The sequence below is a fragment of the Streptomyces actinomycinicus genome (assembly GCF_016741775.1).
GTDB lineage: Bacteria > Actinomycetota > Actinomycetes > Streptomycetales > Streptomycetaceae > Streptomyces > Streptomyces actinomycinicus.
The window spans coordinates 437,609-453,128 of record NZ_JAERRK010000002.1 but is presented as its reverse complement, the minus strand read 5'-3'; the positions used below and the strand labels follow the sequence as shown (position 1 = coordinate 453,128).

Sequence of the window (15,520 nt, the reverse complement as noted above, 5' to 3'; positions counted from 1 at the left end):
ATGCCGTCCCGACGCAGAACCTGTCCCGTCTGCCGCCGCGAAATCGCCGTCGTCGCGGGCCGCTTCGCGCGCCACGATCCGCCGGGGGTACGGGAGAACGCGGAACTCGTCTCCTGCGCCGGGTCGCGGCGGCAGGCCCAACTCGGCGCGGTCCAGCCGTCCCTGGACGGGTACGCCGTGCCGGACTTTCCCGGCCAGCTGCCTCTGTTCTGACTCCTGACGCCTGGCCCCTGATGCCCGGCCCCGGTCCCTGACGCCCGGTCCCGGCCCCTGATGCCCGGCCCCGGTCCCTGACGCCCGGTCCCTGACGCCTGCGCCCGAGGCCTGCTCCCGACGGCGGCCGCGGGACGGGCGCGGGACGGGCGCGGCGCCCCGACGGCTCGTCAGAAGCGTGTGCGGGCCAGGGTGCAGCAGATCCGACCCGGCCCCTCAGCCCGTCAACGGTTCGGTGCGCCCACTCAGTTCCCGGCCACCGACTTCACGGCGACCGACACCGGCGTCGAACCGCCGATCAGCTCCAGCGTGAGTCCGGCCGTCGCCGGCGTGTCCACCAGTTCGGCGAGTACGGCCGCCACGTCGTCCCGCGGAATCGCACCAGGTCCCGTGTCCGCCTCCAGACGGACGTGGCCGGTGCCGGCTTCGTCCGTCAGCGTGCCGGGCCGCAGGATCGTCCAGTCCAGGGTCTCCTGCCGGGCGACGTGCGCGTCGGCCTCGCCCTTGGCACGCAGGTAGACGTCGAAGACGTCGTCACCCTGGTGTGCGGGATCCGCGCCCATCGAGGACACGACCAGGAAACGCCGTACACGCGCGCGTACCGCCGCGTCCGTGAACAGCACCGCCGCACCCCTGTCCACGGTGTCCTTCCGGGCCTTGCCGCTGCCCGGGCCGGCACCGGCCGCGAAGACCGCCGCGTCGGCGCCCTGCAGGTGCGCCGCGACCCCCTCCACGGAGGCGGACTCCAGGTCGAGCAGAACCGGTTCGGCGCCGACCGCCCGCAGATCGTCGCCCTGCTCGGACTTGCGGATGATCCCCGCGACCTCGTCCCCGCGCGCGGAGAGCAGCCGCTCCAGCCGCAGCGCAATCTGACCATGACCACCAGCGATGACAATGCGCATGAATCCGACCGTACGCCCGAAGAGTCGCATCCGCCGCACGAGTTAACCGGGGCACACCGGGGTCATCGCACGCTCACGACAATTCCCCACGCCCCTGCCTCGGGAGCCCCAGCTCCGCCGTCGCCGCCGAGTTGCAGTACTCGCGGACCGCACTCGTACGGGCCACCACCCGGCCACGGTGCACGACGATCCTGCTGTACGCCAGGGAGAGCACGCCGGCCAGGTGGTCGCCCCGGACGGCCAGCAGCTCGGCCGGGAAGCCCGCCTCCACGCGGACCTCCGGCAGACCCAGAACCGTACGGGCCGAGGCGCTCACCGTGTCGTAGGCGTCGTCCGGGCGCAGGCCGTGCGCGGAGGCGAGCAGGTAGGCGGCCTCCAGGGGGTCGCCGCGGCCGACGGGGTTCGAGACGTCGCGCAGCGCACCGCTGCCGGCGGCCACCCGGACCCCGGCGGCGCGCAGCAGCCGTACCGGCGCCGTGCCCCGCCGGTCGGTGCCGCCGCAGCCACCCTGCGGCAGGCAGACCACCGCCACACCGGCCGCCGCGAGCTGGTCGGCGGCGCGGGCGGCGGCCTCGTCGGGCAGGCGGGCGAGGCCGGCGCACGGGCCGATCGTCACGCCGGGACGCAAGCCCCCCGCCATGGCCGCCAGCCGCGACAGCCTGGCCGGGTCGGCGGCGTCCGTGTGCAGGTCCACCGGACAGCCGTGCTCGGAGGCCAGCTCCAGGAGGGCCTCCACGTAGCCGGTGGGATCCGGGTCCAGGTCCGGGCAGCCGCCCACGACCGAGGCGCCCATCTTCACCGCGTCCTGCAGCATCGCCAGCCCGTCGGCCCCGGCCACCCCGGTCAGCACCCGCGGCATCGCCACCGTCGTCAGCTCCGCGAGCCCCCGCAGGGCTCGCCGCGCGTGCAGGACCGCCCCCAGTGCCCCGAGACCCTGCACGTCGCCCACGCGCACGTGTGCGCGCAGCGCCGTCGCCCCGTGCCCTAGCTGCAGCAGAGCCGCCTCCGTGGCCCGGCGCTGCACGTCTTCGGGGGCGCACGACACCGGGCCCGGGTGCTCCGCGGTCAGGGCGGTGTCCGCATGGGCATGGGGCTCGGCCGGGGCCGGGAGGAGCAGATAGCCGCTCAGGTCCACGCGGGAGGCCCCCGTGCGTGCCGGACCCGGGGCGAGGCTGCCGGCCGTGCCCACCGCCTCGATACGCCCGCCGCCCAGCCGTACGTCCACGGTCCGGCCGTCGGTGAGCCGCGCCCCGCAGAGCAGGAGGGCGGCCGGGTCGCACGGTCCCGAGGACCCCGACGAGTTCGACGGCGGTTGCGGCTGCGGCTGGCTGTCGGGCATCGCACTCCAGGATCGGGACCGGGGGGATCGGGCAAGTCGGCGTGAGGATCCAGGGCCGAGAACGACCCAAGATCACGCAGAGTGAGTCGAGCCTAGGGTGGGGAGCCGCGTGGGGCGCGTAGGAGCGCAATAGTCGTACCGGCGTGGTCCGCCCCAGGCGGTAAACGCATCGCCCGCGCGCGTGGCGGACACCTCGCATGGCGACGGCCACCCACATGCCCGGCCACTGGGCACGGCGGCGCCCACGCGCGCGTGCGAGTGACCTCCGCTTCACCCAGTCCGGCCTCGCACAGCCCGGCATCGCACCCACACGCGCGTGCCGCCGTTCGGCGGAGCCCGAGGCCATCGCGGCCGACCGGCACTTGGCCGCGGGAAGCCGGGCCCGCCCGGTGCTCATGGGGCTGTGGAGAGGGCCGTGAACGGGGTGCATGTGGGCTGCGGGATACGGATTTGGGTGAACGGCGGCGGACCGTGTAATGTCTTCATCGCTCGCCCCAATAGCTCAGTCGGCAGAGCGTCTCCATGGTAAGGAGAAGGTCAACGGTTCGATTCCGTTTTGGGGCTCTGGTGTGAGAGGTCCCCGTCGCAAGGCGGGGCCCGATCTCATCAAAGCGGTGTAGCTCAGTCGGTAGAGCAAGCGGCTCATAATCGCTGTGTCACCGGTTCAAGTCCGGTCACCGCTACTGACAGTAGCCGATTGTGGGGTCGGTCCTTCGATCGGCTACTCTTTTTGCGTTGAACCAGTCCACCCGTTCGTCTTAGGAGCACTCACGTGGCTGCCACCGACGTCCGCCCGAAGATCACGCTGGCCTGCGTGGAGTGCAAGGAGCGGAACTACATCACCAAGAAGAACCGGCGTAACAACCCGGACCGTCTTGAGATGAAGAAGCACTGCCCGCGTTGCAACGCGCACACCGCGCACCGCGAGACGCGATAATCAGGCTCGTCCGTGAGGCCGTCCCCTTCCGAGGGGGCGGCCTCACGGCGTTTCAGCCGGCTCGGTACCCAGGCCGCCGCACCGGCACCACGCACATTCCTGCGCTGGTTTCGGGCTAATTTGGGGCCATCACAGCAGACATCAGGAGGTGCCGGGCCATGGCGCTCGACCAGTCCTTCGTGGGACGGACCTACCCGCCCACCGAGCCCTATGAAGTGGGCCGGGAGAAGATCCGCGAGTTCGCCGAGGCAGTGGGCGAGACCAACCCCGTGTATTCGGACCCCGAGGCCGCCAAGGCATTCGGCCACCCCGACGTGATCGCTCCGCCGACCTTCGTGTTCTCCATCACCTTCCGCGCCGCGGGACAGGTCATCGAGGACCCGCAGCTGGGGCTGGATTACAGCCGGGTGGTGCACGGCGACCAGAGGTTCGTCTACGTGCGCCCGGTGCGTGCCGGCGACCGGCTGACGGTCACCTCGACCATCGAGTCGATCAAATCCCTCGCGGGCAACGACATCCTGGACATCCGCGGTGAGGTGCACGACGAGGCCGGCGAGCACGTCGTGACCGCCTGGACCAAGCTCGTGGCCCGCGGGCCCGAGGAGGCGTGAGGACCCGATGACGGCGAAGATCACGTACGACGAGACCGAGGTCGGCACCGAGCTGCCGGCGCAGAGCTTCCCCGTGACCCGCGCCACCCTGGTGCGCTACGCGGGCGCCTCCGGCGACTTCAACCCGATCCACTGGAACGAGAAGTTCGCCAAGGAGGTGGGCCTGCCGGACGTCATCGCGCACGGCATGTTCACCATGGCCGAGGCGATCCGCGTGGTCACCGACTGGACCGGTGACCCGGGTGCGGTCGTGGAGTACGGCGTCCGCTTCACCCGGCCCGTCGTCGTCCCGAACGACGACCAGGGTGCCCTGATCGAGGTCAGCGGCAAGGTCGCGGCCAAGCTGGACGACAACACCGTCCGCGTGGACCTGACGGCGACGAGCGGTGGCCAGAAGGTGCTGGGCATGTCCCGAGCGGTCGTACGACTGGCCTGAGGGCGGGAACGACTGGCCTGAGGGCGAGACCGCAGGTCTGCATGTAGGTAAGGGGTGCCCTTCCAGGAGGGTGCCCCTTACGTGCATCTCAAGCGACGCAAGCGCCTTGCCAAGTTAGTGATTGAGTACTAACTTACTCGCATGGCCAGGATGAGTGCAGAAGAGCGGCGCGAGAGCGTCATCCGCGCGGCGATGGCCGAGTTCGCGCGGGGCGGGTACCACGGCACCTCCACCGATGCGATCGCCAAGCGCGTCGGAGTGTCGCAGCCGTATCTCTTCCGGCTCTTCCCGGGCAAGAAAGCGATCTTCCTGGCGGCGGCCGAACGCTGTGTGGACGACACCATCCGCACCTTCGAGGAGGCCTCCGCGGGGCTCCGGGGCGAAGAGGCCCTGCACGCCATGGCGAACGCGTACACCAAGGTCATCACGGAACATCCCGAGCGGATGATGATGCAGATGCAGATGTACGTCGCGGTGGCGGCCGCCGAGGAGGAGGGCGACCGCGAGTTCGGCGAGAGTGTCCGGGCCGGCTGGATGCGGCTGTGGGACACGGTGCATCTGCCGCTCGGGGCGGACCTCAACGAGACGACCACCTTCCTGGCGTACGGAATGCTGATCAACTGCCTGGTCTCCATGGGCTTCCCGCCGGAGCACCGGGTGTGGGAGGGGCTCTATCCGTCCGCCCGGACGACGGGGCGCCTGGAGAAGTAACGCGGGCGGGGCGGGGCCGTGGCGCCTTTCCGTGCCCAGAAAAGTTAGTCATCAATTACTAACCACGGTCACCTCAGGGGGAGCCATGGCACAGCAGACGACGAAACCCACCGCCACATCACGAGCGGGGGCCGTATGGGCCCTCGTCATCACCAGCGTCGCCGGATTCATGGCGGCTCTGGACAACCTGGTCGTCACCACCGCACTGCCCTCCATCCGCAAGGATCTCGGCGGCGCCCTGGACGACCTGGAATGGACCGTGAGCGCCTACACGCTCACCTTCGCCGTCCTGCTGATGTTCGGCGCCGCCCTCGGCGACCGCTTCGGCCGCCGTCGGCTCTTCATGGCCGGACTCACCGTCTTCACCGCAGCCTCCGCCGCCGCGGCCGTGGCACCCGGCATCGGCTCCCTGATCGCGGCCCGCGCGGTCCAGGGCGTCGGCGCGGCCGTGATGATGCCACTGACGCTGACCCTGCTCACCGCGGCCGTGCCCGCGGCCAGGCGCGGCATGGTCTACGGCATCTGGGGCGCCGTCAACGGGCTCGCCGTCGCCTCCGGGCCGCTCATCGGCGGCAGCCTCACCGAGCACGTCTCCTGGCACTGGATCTTCTGGCTGAACGTCCCGCTCGGCGTGGCCGTGCTGCCGCTGGCCCGGCTGCGCCTGGCCGAGTCGTACGGCGCCGGCGCCCGGCTCGACGTCCCCGGCACCCTGCTCGCCAGCGGCGGGCTCTTCGGGATCGTGTACGGCCTGGTCCGGGGGCCCGCCGACGGCTGGACCGACGCGGTCGTGCTGACCGCGCTGACCGGCGGCGGAGCGCTGCTGCTGGGCTTCGTGCTCTACAGCTCCCGCGCCGCCAGCCCCATGCTCCCCATGCGGCTGTTCCGCTCCCGCGCCTTCTCCGGCATCAACGCGGCCAGCCTGCTGATGTTCGTCGGCATGTTCGGCTCGATCTTCCTGCTCAGCCAGTACATGCAGGGCGTGCTCGGCTATTCGCCCACCGAGGCCGGCCTGAGGATGCTGCCGTGGACCGGCATGCCGATGCTCGTCGCACCCGTCGCGGGGATCCTCTCCGACCGCATCGGCGGCCGGCCGGTGGTCGCCGCCGGCCTGTTCCTGCAGGCCGCCGGCCTCGGCTACATGGCCTGGGTGGCCACCACGGACGCCTCCTACGCCGTCCAGCTGCCCGCCCTGATCATCAGCGGCATCGGCATGGCCCTGTTCTTCGCACCGGCCGCCAACCTGGTCATGTCCAGCGTCCGCCCGCAGGAGCAGGGCATCGCCTCCGGCGCGAACAACGCGCTGCGCGAGGTCGGCGGCGCGCTCGGCATAGCCGTCATGTCGTCGATCTTCTCCGCCCAAGGCGGCTACGAGTCCGCGCAGGCCTTCGTGGACGGACTGCGGCCGGCCCTGGTCACGGGCTCGGCGGTGGTCGCCCTCGCCGCGGTCGCCGCCCTGGTGATCCCGGGCCGCCGCGGCGCAGGGCGGCCCGCACCGCGGCCCGACCAGACCCCGGCAGCCGTCCTCGAGACCACCGCCGGCTGACCCGGACCCCGTCCGCCTGAGGAGCCCGAGATGCCCACGCTTCCCTGGACCGTGCCGAACACACCCCCGCAGGGCGCCGAGGTGCACGTCTTCGCCTCACGCTTCGAGACCCGCACCCTGTGGGGCGCCCTCCGCTTCCTCGCCCGTACGCCCGCCGTGTGGCGGCAGGCCGGCCGGGCGCCCGGCGCCTACGGCGCCACCCTCAGGGCGCAGCCCCTGCGACGGACCTTCTGGACGCTGTCCGCCTGGGAGTCGGCCGACGCGCTGAAGGCGTTCGCCCGCTCCGGTGCCCACCGGCCCGCGTCCCGCGGACTGTCCGCCCAGATGCGCGACGCCACGTTCACCGCCTGGCAGGCCACCGCCGACGAACTGCCGGTGAGCTGGGAGGAGGCGGTACGGCGGCTCGAGGCCGTACGGCGGCTCAGGTAGCCGGCGGACGCCGGCAGCGTGTACGCGCGCGTGGATCCCCCGTGGATCCACGCGCGCGTGCGCGTTCCGGGGGACGTCGTAACGACGCTGTTCGGTCATGGTGTCGATCCACGCGCGCGTGCCGGTTTCGGGGCCTCGAGGCCGGGTGCTCGGGGCCCGACGCGTCGCGGGCCGCACCGGCCGGCCCGCCGGACCTCTGGGCCCCGCCGCTCCTGGGCGTGCCGGGCTGTCGGAGGCGTCTCGTAGTCTTGGGCCCGTGCAGGTACTCCACGACGCCCCCCTCGCCCCGTTGACCACCTTCCGACTGGGCGGCCCCGCGACGCGGCTGGTGACAGCCCGGACCGATGCGGAGGTGATCGCCGCCGTCCGCGAGGCCGACGACAGCGGCACTCCGCTGCTGGTGATCGGCGGCGGATCGAACCTGGTCATCGGCGACAAGGGCTTCGACGGCACGGCACTGTGCATCGCCACGCGCGGTGTCGAACTGCGTGGCACCACGCTGGAGCTGGCGGCCGGCGAGGTGTGGACCGACGCCGTCGCCCGCACCGTGGAGGCCGGGCTCGCCGGGATCGAGTGCCTGGCCGGCATCCCCGGCTCCGCGGGCGCCACGCCGATCCAGAACGTGGGCGCCTACGGCCAGGAGGTCTCCTCGACGATCACCGAGGTGATCGCGTACGACCGGCGCGCCGGTGAGACCGTCACGCTGACGAACGAGGATTGCGCGTTCTCGTACCGGCACAGCCGCTTCAAGGCCGACCCCGAGCGCTACGTCGTCCTCCGGGTGCGCTTCGAGCTGGAGGACGCGGGCGGGCTGTCCGCGCCGGTCAAGTACGCCGAGGCGGCCCGCGCGCTCGGCGTCGGGCCGGGTGACCGGGTGCCGCTGGCCGACGCCCGGAAGACCGTGCTGAAGCTGCGCGCCGGCAAGGGCATGGTGCTGGACGCCGAGGACCACGACACCTGGTCGGCCGGCTCCTTCTTCACCAACCCGATCCTCACCGACGAGCAGTTCGCCGCGTTCCACGCGCGTGTGCGCGAACGGCTGGGCGACGGCGCCGAGCCGCCGGCCTACCCGGCGGGGGAGGGCCGTACGAAGACCTCCGCGGCCTGGCTGATCGACAAGGCCGGCTTCACCAAGGGCTACGGCAGCGGACCCGCCCGCATCTCCACCAAGCACACCCTCGCCCTCACCAACCGGGGCGGCGCCACCACGGAGGACCTGCTGGACCTGGCCCGCGAGGTGGTCGCAGGGGTCCACGAGGCCTTCGGCATCACCCTGGTCAACGAACCCGTGACGGTCGGCGTGAGCCTGTAGCCGAAGCCGACTGGAGGCCGAAGCCGAGCCGAAGGCGATGCGGGACGGGAGGCCGAAGCCGAGCCGAAGCTGAAGCCGAGCCGAAGCTGAAGCCGAGCCGAAGCTGAAGCCGAGCCGAGGCCGATGCGGGACCGGAGGCCGAAGGCGGTGCGGAACCGGAGGCCGAAGCCAAGCCGAGCCGAAGCCGAAGCCGAGCCGAAGCCGAGCCGAGGCCGATACGGGACCGGAGGCCGAAGGCGGGCCGAAGCCGAAAGCCGTCGTGCGTCCGCTTCAGGCGGCCGGGCGGGTCAGCCAGTCGTCCACGCCGGTCAGCAGCCGCGCCTTGACGTCCTCCGGGGCCGCCGAACCCCGTACCGACTGCCGGGCCAGCTCCGCGAGTTCCGCGTCCGAGAAGCCGTGCGCATGGCGGGCGATCTCGTACTGGGCGGCCAGGCGGGAGCCGAACAGCAGGGGGTCGTCGGCGCCCAGCGCCATCGGGACGCCCGCGTCGAAGAGCGTGCGCAGCGGGACGTCCTCCGGCTTCTCGTACACCCCGAGCGCCACGTTCGAGGCCGGGCACACCTCGCAGGTCACGCCCCGGTCGGCCAGCCGCTTCAGCAGCCGCGGGTCCTCCGCCGCGCGCACGCCGTGCCCGATCCGGGAGGCGTGCAGGTCGTCCAGGCAGTCCCGGACGGAGGCCGGGCCGGTCAGCTCGCCGCCGTGCGGGGCCGACAGCAGACCGCCCTCGCGCGCGATGTGGAACGCCCGGTCGAAGTCCCGCGCCATGCCCCGCCGCTCGTCGTTGGAGAGCCCGAAGCCGACGACACCGCGGTCCGCGTAGCGCACCGCCAGCCGGGCCAGGGTCCGGGCGTCCAGCGGGTGCTTCATACGGTTCGCGGCCACCAGCACGCGCATCCCGAGGCCGGTCTCGCGGGACGTCGTCTCCACGGCGTCCAGGATGATCTCCAGGGCCGGGATCAGCCCGCCCAGCCGGGGCGCGTACGACGTCGGGTCCACCTGGATCTCCAGCCAGCCCGAGCCGTCCTTCACGTCCTCCTCGGCGGCCTCCCGGACCAGCCGCCGGATGTCGTCCGGTTCACGCAGGCAGGAGCGTGCCGCGTCGTACAGCCGCTGGAAACGGAACCAGCCCCGCTCGTCCGTGGCCCGCAGCTTCGGCGGTTCCCCGCTGGTCAGTGCTTCCGTCAGGGCGTCGGGCAGGCGCACGCCGTACTTGTCGGCCAGTTCCAGGACGGTCGCCGGCCGCATCGAGCCGGTGAAGTGCAGGTGCAGATGGGCCTTCGGCAGCTCAGAGAGATCACGTACACGCTCCATCCAAGGATCCTGCCGTACACACCCGCCACACCGGTAGCCGTTTCCCCGTACGTGGTCTTGCTCGCACACAGAAGCGGGCCGCTCCCCGGGGGAACGGCCCGCACGCGCGCGTGGCGTCGGGGAACTAGTCCCGCGCCTCCGCCAGCAGCTTCTGCATCCGGCTCACGCCCTCGACGAGGTCCTCGTCACCGAGCGCGTACGACAGGCGCAGGTAGCCCGGCGTGCCGAAGGCCTCGCCCGGCACGACCGCGACCTCGGCCTCCTCCAGGATCAGCGCGGCCAGCTCGACGGTGTCCTGCGGGCGCTTGCCGCGGATCTCCTTGCCCAGCAGGCCCTTGACCGACGGGTAGGCGTAGAAGGCGCCCTCGGGCTCGGGGCAGACCACGCCGTCGATCTCGTTGAGCATGCGCACGATGGTCTTGCGACGCCGGTCGAAGGCCTCGCGCATCTGTGCCACGGCCGCCAGGTCCCCGGAGACCGCGGCCAGGGCGGCCACCTGGGCGACGTTGGAGACGTTCGAGGTGGCGTGCGACTGGAGGTTCGTCGCGGCCTTGACGACGTCCTTCGGGCCGATGACCCAGCCCACGCGCCAGCCGGTCATCGCGTACGTCTTGGCGACGCCGTTGACCACGATGCACTTGTCGCGCAGTTCGGGCAGGAGCGCCGGCAGCGACACGGACACCGCGTCGCCGTAGACCAGGTGCTCGTAGATCTCGTCGGTCAGCACCCACAGGCCGTTTTCGGCGGCCCAGCGGCCGATCGCCTCGGTCTCGGCCTCGGAGTACACCGCGCCGGTCGGGTTGGACGGCGAGACGAAGAGCACGACCTTCGTCTTCTCGGTGCGGGCCGCCTCCAGCTGCTCGACGGAGACCCGGTAACCGGTCGTCTCGTCGGCGACGACCTCGACCGGGACACCGCCGGCGAGGCGGATCGACTCCGGGTACGTGGTCCAGTACGGCGCCGGGACGATGACCTCGTCGCCCGGGTCCAGGATCGCGGCGAAGGCCTCGTAGATGGCCTGCTTGCCGCCGTTGGTGACCAGGATCTGCGAGACGTCCGGCTCCCAGCCGGAGTCGCGCAGCGTCTTCGCGGCGATCGCGGCCTTCAGCTCGGGCAGGCCGCCGGCCGGGGTGTAGCGGTGGTACTTGGGGTTCTTGCAGGCCTCGACGGCCGCCTCGACGATGTAGTCCGGGGTCGGGAAGTCGGGCTCACCGGCGCCGAAGCCGATCACCGGACGCCCGGCGGCCTTCAGGGCCTTGGCCTTGGCGTCCACGGCGAGGGTGGCGGACTCGGAGATCGCGCCGACTCGGGCGGAGACCCGGCGCTCGGTGGGTGGGGTTGCAGCGCTCATGCGGCCCATCGTTCCAGACCGGAAATGCCCCCGGCACACGGGTTTCACAGACTGAACAGCCAGGGGTCGAGGCGTGAACACCGGTCCGAATCCGGCCTCCGGCCAGGACGATCTTTGGCAGGACGGCCCCCGACGGGCGCTTTCTGTTCGACGCCGGGCCCCGGACCACGTACACTCTCACCTCGTTGGCCTTCAGCAGCCACCGCCCCAACCGGTGCACAACGAGCACTCGGTCGGATGCGGTACGTTGGGGGACACACAAAGGGTCGTAGCTCAATTGGTAGAGCACTGGTCTCCAAAACCAGCGGTTGGGGGTTCAAGTCCCTCCGGCCCTGCTACACACACCGCCAGGATGTGTGCGCATGTACGTACAGCAATGCACCGCCGTGCGGCTCAGAAACCGGGCGCGGCACGGCCACGACCCGGGATCAGGTGAGGACTATGACGGACGCCGTGGGCTCCATCGATACGCCTGATGCTCAGGACGAGGTGCCCGAGTCCAAGAAGAAGGCTCGCAAGGGCGGCAAGCGCGCCAAGAAGGGCCCGCTCAAGCGCCTCGCCACCTTCTACCGCCAGATCGTCGCGGAACTCCGCAAGGTCGTCTGGCCGTCGCGCAACCAGCTGACGTCGTACACCACCGTGGTGATCTTCTTCGTCGCCATCATGATCGCCCTGGTGACCGTGATTGACTATGGGCTCAACCACGCGGCCAAGTACGTCTTCGGCTGAGCCAAGAGCGAAGGGCGCCGTGGTACCGGCGCCCGTTTTCGCATGTTCCACCCCTATGTATCCAGGAAGAAGCAGCCATCGTGTCTGACCCGAACCTGAACGACGACGCCACCGAGCCGCGCGGGCTGGCTGCCGAGACGGCGGATGACGAGCTCGACATCGTCGAGGGCGCGGACGAGCAGGACGAGTTCGAGGCTGCCGAGGCCGAGTCGGGCGAGCCGGCCGAAGAGGCCGCTCTGCACGTCGAGGGCGAAGAGGCCGACGAGGACGCCGCCGTCGCCGAGGCCGACGAGGACGAGGCCGCCGAGGCCGAGGAGGAGCCGGCCGAGCCGGTCGACCCCATCGCGGCCCTGCGTGAGGAACTGCGCACCCTGCCGGGCGAGTGGTACGTCATCCACACGTACGCCGGCTACGAGAACCGCGTGAAGACCAACCTGGAGCAGCGCGCCGTCTCGCTGAACGTCGAGGACTACATCTTCCAGGCCGAGGTGCCGCAGGAAGAGGTCGTCCAGATCAAGAACGGCGACCGCAAGACGATCAAGCAGAACAAGCTGCCGGGTTACGTCCTGGTCCGCATGGACCTGACCAACGAGTCCTGGGGCGTCGTCCGCAACACCCCGGGCGTCACCGGCTTCGTCGGCAACGCCTACGACCCGTACCCGCTGACGCTGGACGAGATCGTCAAGATGCTCGCCCCGGAGGCCGAGGAGAAGGCCGCCCGCGAGGCCGCCGAGGCGGAGGGCAAGCCCGCTCCGCAGCGCAAGGTCGAGGTCCAGGTGCTGGACTTCGAGGTCGGCGACTCGGTCACCGTCACCGACGGCCCGTTCGCCACGCTCCAGGCGACCATCAACGAGATCAACCCCGACTCGAAGAAGGTCAAGGGCCTGGTCGAGATCTTCGGTCGCGAGACGCCGGTCGAGCTGTCCTTCGACCAGATCCAGAAGAACTAGTCCTTTCTGGACTTGATGCTTCCGCGCAGGTCAGGCAGGCCGTCACGGTCCGCCTGACCTGCACGGTTTTTAGCCGCGCATCTATACCCGTTATCGTTGTGCGGTATGCCTGCGTCAGGGTCGCGATCCCTGTGCGGGCATGGACCCGAATGAAAGGACCCGGAGAGCAATGCCTCCCAAGAAGAAGAAGGTCACGGGGCTCATCAAGCTCCAGATCCAGGCCGGCGCCGCCAACCCGGCTCCGCCGGTCGGCCCGGCGCTGGGTCAGCACGGCGTCAACATCATGGAGTTCTGCAAGGCCTACAACGCCGCGACCGAGTCGCAGCGCGGTTGGGTCATCCCGGTGGAGATCACGGTCTACGAGGACCGTTCCTTCACCTTCGTCACCAAGACGCCGCCGGCCGCGAAGATGATCCTCAAGGCCGCGGGCATCGAGAAGGGCTCCGGCGAGCCGCACAAGACCAAGGTCGCCAAGATCACCGAGGCGCAGGTCCGCGAGATCGCCCAGACCAAGATGCCCGACCTGAACGCGAACGACCTGGACGCCGCGGCGAAGATCATCGCCGGCACCGCGCGTTCCATGGGCGTCACGGTCGAGGGCTGAACCCCACCCCAGCAGTCAATGCGGCCGTAGCCGGTCGCACGTGGCAGGGCCTGCTCGGCCCGTACCACGACTCCTTTCAGAACACACAGGAGCAGTTGTGAGCAAGCGCAGCAAGGCTCTCCGCGCTGCGGACGCCAAGGTCGACCGGGAGAAGCTGTACGCCCCGCTCGAGGCCGTCCGTCTCGCCAAGGAGACCTCCACGACCAAGTTCGACGGCACCGTCGAGGTCGCCTTCCGTCTGGGTGTCGACCCGCGCAAGGCCGACCAGATGGTCCGTGGCACCGTGAACCTTCCGCACGGCACCGGTAAGACCGCCCGGGTCCTGGTCTTCGCGACCGGTGACCGTGCCGAGGCCGCGCGTGCCGCGGGCGCCGACATCGTCGGCGCCGACGAGCTGATCGACGAGGTGTCGAAGGGCCGTCTGGACTTCGACGCCGTCGTCGCCACCCCGGACCTCATGGGCAAGGTCGGCCGCCTCGGCCGCGTCCTCGGCCCGCGTGGTCTGATGCCGAACCCGAAGACCGGCACCGTCACCCCCGACGTGGCCAAGGCCGTCACCGAGATCAAGGGCGGCAAGATCGAGTTCCGCGTCGACAAGCACTCGAACCTGCACTTCATCATCGGCAAGGCGTCCTTCGACGACGCCAAGCTGGTGGAGAACTACGGCGCCGCGCTGGAGGAGATCCTCCGTCTGAAGCCGTCCGCCGCCAAGGGTCGCTACATCAAGAAGGCCGCCATCACCACCACGATGGGCCCCGGCATTCCGGTCGACCCGAACCGCACCCGTAACCTCCTCGTCGAGGAGGACCCGGCCGCCGTCTGAGCCCTGCGCTCAGCCCGGTAGCCGCGTCAGGGACGCGTAAACAGAAGGGCGGGCCCTGGAACCCTCGAGGTTCCGGGCCCGTCCTTTCTTTGTGCGACCTTTCGCACGACTGTCAGCGGCCTGGGTTACGGTGCTGGCACAGGACTTGCAAGAGGGGTGGGACTAGATGAAGAGCACGACCGTGCGCCGGGTGGCCCTTTCCATAGCGGTGGTGGCCGCGCTGACCGGAGTGGCCGCCTGCGGCTCCACGGACGCCGGCAAGGACGGAAAGGCGGACGGCGGAGACGCGATCCACCTCAGCCCCGTCGCCGCGCTGCGCTCGGCCGAGAAGTCCACCGACAAGGCGGAGTCGGCCAAGGTGCGCTCCACCACCTCCGTCGGCGACCTGATGTCGATGACCGCGAACGGCGCCCTCACCTGGGACGACGGCCTCAAGGGCAACCTCACCATCACCTACACCGGCGGACAGCTGGCCGAGATGATGAAGAAGGCCGGCACCTCCTCGATGGAGGCGCGCTACCTGCCGGACGCCTACTACGCGCACATGAGTGACGCCTACGCCCAGCAGACGGGCGGCAAGCACTGGCTCAAGTACTCGTACGACGACCTGGCCAAGATGGGCGGCGCCTCCGGCTCGTACATGAAGGACCAGATCCAGAACGCCACGCCGAACCAGTCCGTGAAGATGCTGCTGGCCTCCGGTGACGTCAAGAAGGTCGGCGAGGAGACCGTCTCCGGCGCGCACACCACGCACTACTCGGGCACGGTGAACGTCGCCGAGCTGGCCGACAAGACCAGCAACCTCAGCTCCGAGCAGATGTCGGCCCTGAAGAAGCAGCTCAGCCAGGCCGGCGTCACCACCGACACCGTCGACATCTGGATCAACGACCAGAACCTGCTGGTCAAGAAGACCGAGAAGGCCGAGATGGCCAACGGCACCATGAAGAACACGACCTTCTACACCGACTACGGCGTGAAGGTCACCGCCGAGGCGCCCCCGGCCGGTGACACCAAGGACTTCGCGGACCTGCTGAAGTCCGGCGGCACCGTGGCGGGCAGCACCGGCACCACCTCCTGACACCGGCGGTACGAGCGCCGTACCGGCCCCGGGAACGCGCCGCCGCGCCGCCCCGGGGCCCGAGCCGTGAACCGGCCGTACGCGGCGCCCAGAGCGGGATTACGAGCCGCCCTGAGCCGGGTCACGGAGGCCGCCCGGGTCTGTCCCGGGCAGCCGTCGGGCCGTGAACCGCGCAGGCCGTGAACCGTGCGGGCCGTGCGGGCCGTGAACCGTGCGGGCCGTGAACCGTGCGGGCCGTCCG

Annotated in this window: 17 protein-coding genes and 3 tRNA genes; 16 read left to right on the top strand and 4 right to left on the bottom strand. The window is 70.7% G+C overall.

The genetic code is table 11. From position 1 onward, the window contains the following. Entirely contained in the window at window positions 1–213 is a 213-nt protein-coding gene (locus tag JK359_RS06100; RefSeq protein ID WP_201832363.1) for a hypothetical protein, read from the top strand. Window positions 214–458: 245 nt separating this feature from the next. Here JK359_RS06100 and JK359_RS06095 read toward each other — a convergent pair whose 3' ends face one another. Continuing rightward, window positions 459–1,115, bottom strand: a complete 657-nt coding sequence (locus JK359_RS06095) for an SDR family oxidoreductase (protein WP_201832362.1) — start codon at window positions 1,113–1,115, stop codon at window positions 459–461. A 73-nt stretch (window positions 1,116–1,188) separates the two neighbouring features. Further along, a complete protein-coding gene (locus JK359_RS06090; protein ID WP_201832361.1) occupies window positions 1,189–2,454 on the bottom strand; it encodes an amidohydrolase family protein in 1,266 nt (421 codons plus the stop codon). Window positions 2,455–2,945: 491 nt separating this feature from the next. Here JK359_RS06090 and JK359_RS06085 point away from each other — a divergent pair. From JK359_RS06085 to JK359_RS06045, 9 genes are all read left to right on the top strand, one after another. Continuing rightward, window positions 2,946–3,018 (top strand) — tRNA-Thr (locus JK359_RS06085). A gap of 46 nt (window positions 3,019–3,064) precedes the next feature. Next, window positions 3,065–3,137, top strand: a tRNA-Met gene (locus tag JK359_RS06080). A gap of 89 nt (window positions 3,138–3,226) precedes the next feature. Further along, a complete protein-coding gene (gene rpmG / locus JK359_RS06075; protein WP_003948671.1) occupies window positions 3,227–3,391 on the top strand; it encodes a 50S ribosomal protein L33 in 165 nt (54 codons plus the stop codon). Between the two features lie 158 nt (window positions 3,392–3,549). Beyond that, the gene (locus tag JK359_RS06070; protein ID WP_201832360.1) at window positions 3,550–4,002 is read left to right on the top strand and encodes a MaoC family dehydratase N-terminal domain-containing protein; all 453 of its coding nucleotides are present in this window, start codon (window positions 3,550–3,552) and stop codon (window positions 4,000–4,002) included. A 7-nt stretch (window positions 4,003–4,009) separates the two neighbouring features. Then, window positions 4,010–4,438: a MaoC family dehydratase gene (locus tag JK359_RS06065; RefSeq protein WP_201832359.1), complete on the top strand. Its 429-nt coding sequence runs from the start codon at window positions 4,010–4,012 to the stop codon at window positions 4,436–4,438. A gap of 141 nt (window positions 4,439–4,579) precedes the next feature. Next, a complete protein-coding gene (locus JK359_RS06060) occupies window positions 4,580–5,149 on the top strand; it encodes a TetR/AcrR family transcriptional regulator (RefSeq protein WP_201832358.1) in 570 nt (189 codons plus the stop codon). 85 nt (window positions 5,150–5,234) lie between these two features. After that, a complete protein-coding gene (locus tag JK359_RS06055; RefSeq protein WP_201832357.1) occupies window positions 5,235–6,692 on the top strand; it encodes a DHA2 family efflux MFS transporter permease subunit in 1,458 nt (485 codons plus the stop codon). A gap of 30 nt (window positions 6,693–6,722) precedes the next feature. Next, window positions 6,723–7,121 carry a DUF3291 domain-containing protein gene (locus tag JK359_RS06050; RefSeq protein WP_201832354.1) on the top strand — a complete coding sequence of 133 codons (399 nt, stop codon included), beginning with the start codon at window positions 6,723–6,725 and terminating at the stop codon, window positions 7,119–7,121. Between the two features lie 256 nt (window positions 7,122–7,377). Next, window positions 7,378–8,433 carry a UDP-N-acetylmuramate dehydrogenase gene (locus JK359_RS06045; RefSeq protein ID WP_201832353.1) on the top strand — a complete coding sequence of 352 codons (1,056 nt, stop codon included), beginning with the start codon at window positions 7,378–7,380 and terminating at the stop codon, window positions 8,431–8,433. A 270-nt stretch (window positions 8,434–8,703) separates the two neighbouring features. On the opposite strand, the gene JK359_RS06040 is transcribed toward JK359_RS06045, so the two are convergent. Next, a complete protein-coding gene (locus tag JK359_RS06040) occupies window positions 8,704–9,744 on the bottom strand; it encodes an adenosine deaminase (RefSeq protein ID WP_201832352.1) in 1,041 nt (346 codons plus the stop codon). A gap of 124 nt (window positions 9,745–9,868) precedes the next feature. Continuing rightward, on the bottom strand, window positions 9,869–11,095 hold the full coding sequence (locus JK359_RS06035; RefSeq protein ID WP_201832351.1) for a pyridoxal phosphate-dependent aminotransferase: 1,227 nt from the start codon (window positions 11,093–11,095) through the stop codon (window positions 9,869–9,871). Between the two features lie 262 nt (window positions 11,096–11,357). On the opposite strand from JK359_RS06035, the gene JK359_RS06030 reads away from it, so the two are divergent. From JK359_RS06030 to JK359_RS06005, 6 genes are all read left to right on the top strand, one after another. Beyond that, window positions 11,358–11,430: transfer RNA gene (locus JK359_RS06030), tRNA-Trp, on the top strand. Window positions 11,431–11,536: 106 nt separating this feature from the next. Then, the gene (gene secE, locus JK359_RS06025; protein ID WP_201832349.1) at window positions 11,537–11,824 is read left to right on the top strand and encodes a preprotein translocase subunit SecE; all 288 of its coding nucleotides are present in this window, start codon (window positions 11,537–11,539) and stop codon (window positions 11,822–11,824) included. An 80-nt stretch (window positions 11,825–11,904) separates the two neighbouring features. Further along, window positions 11,905–12,774 (top strand): transcription termination/antitermination protein NusG, encoded by an 870-nt coding sequence (gene nusG / locus JK359_RS06020; protein ID WP_201832347.1) that lies wholly within the window; start codon window positions 11,905–11,907, stop codon window positions 12,772–12,774. 169 nt (window positions 12,775–12,943) lie between these two features. Further along, a complete protein-coding gene (gene rplK / locus JK359_RS06015) occupies window positions 12,944–13,378 on the top strand; it encodes a 50S ribosomal protein L11 (RefSeq protein ID WP_023547415.1) in 435 nt (144 codons plus the stop codon). Window positions 13,379–13,475: 97 nt separating this feature from the next. Next, window positions 13,476–14,201, top strand: a complete 726-nt coding sequence (gene rplA, locus JK359_RS06010; protein ID WP_201832346.1) for a 50S ribosomal protein L1 — start codon at window positions 13,476–13,478, stop codon at window positions 14,199–14,201. Between the two features lie 166 nt (window positions 14,202–14,367). Beyond that, entirely contained in the window at window positions 14,368–15,279 is a 912-nt protein-coding gene (locus tag JK359_RS06005; RefSeq protein ID WP_201832345.1) for an SCO4651 family lipoprotein, read from the top strand. Window positions 15,280–15,520: the final 241 nt, after the last annotated feature.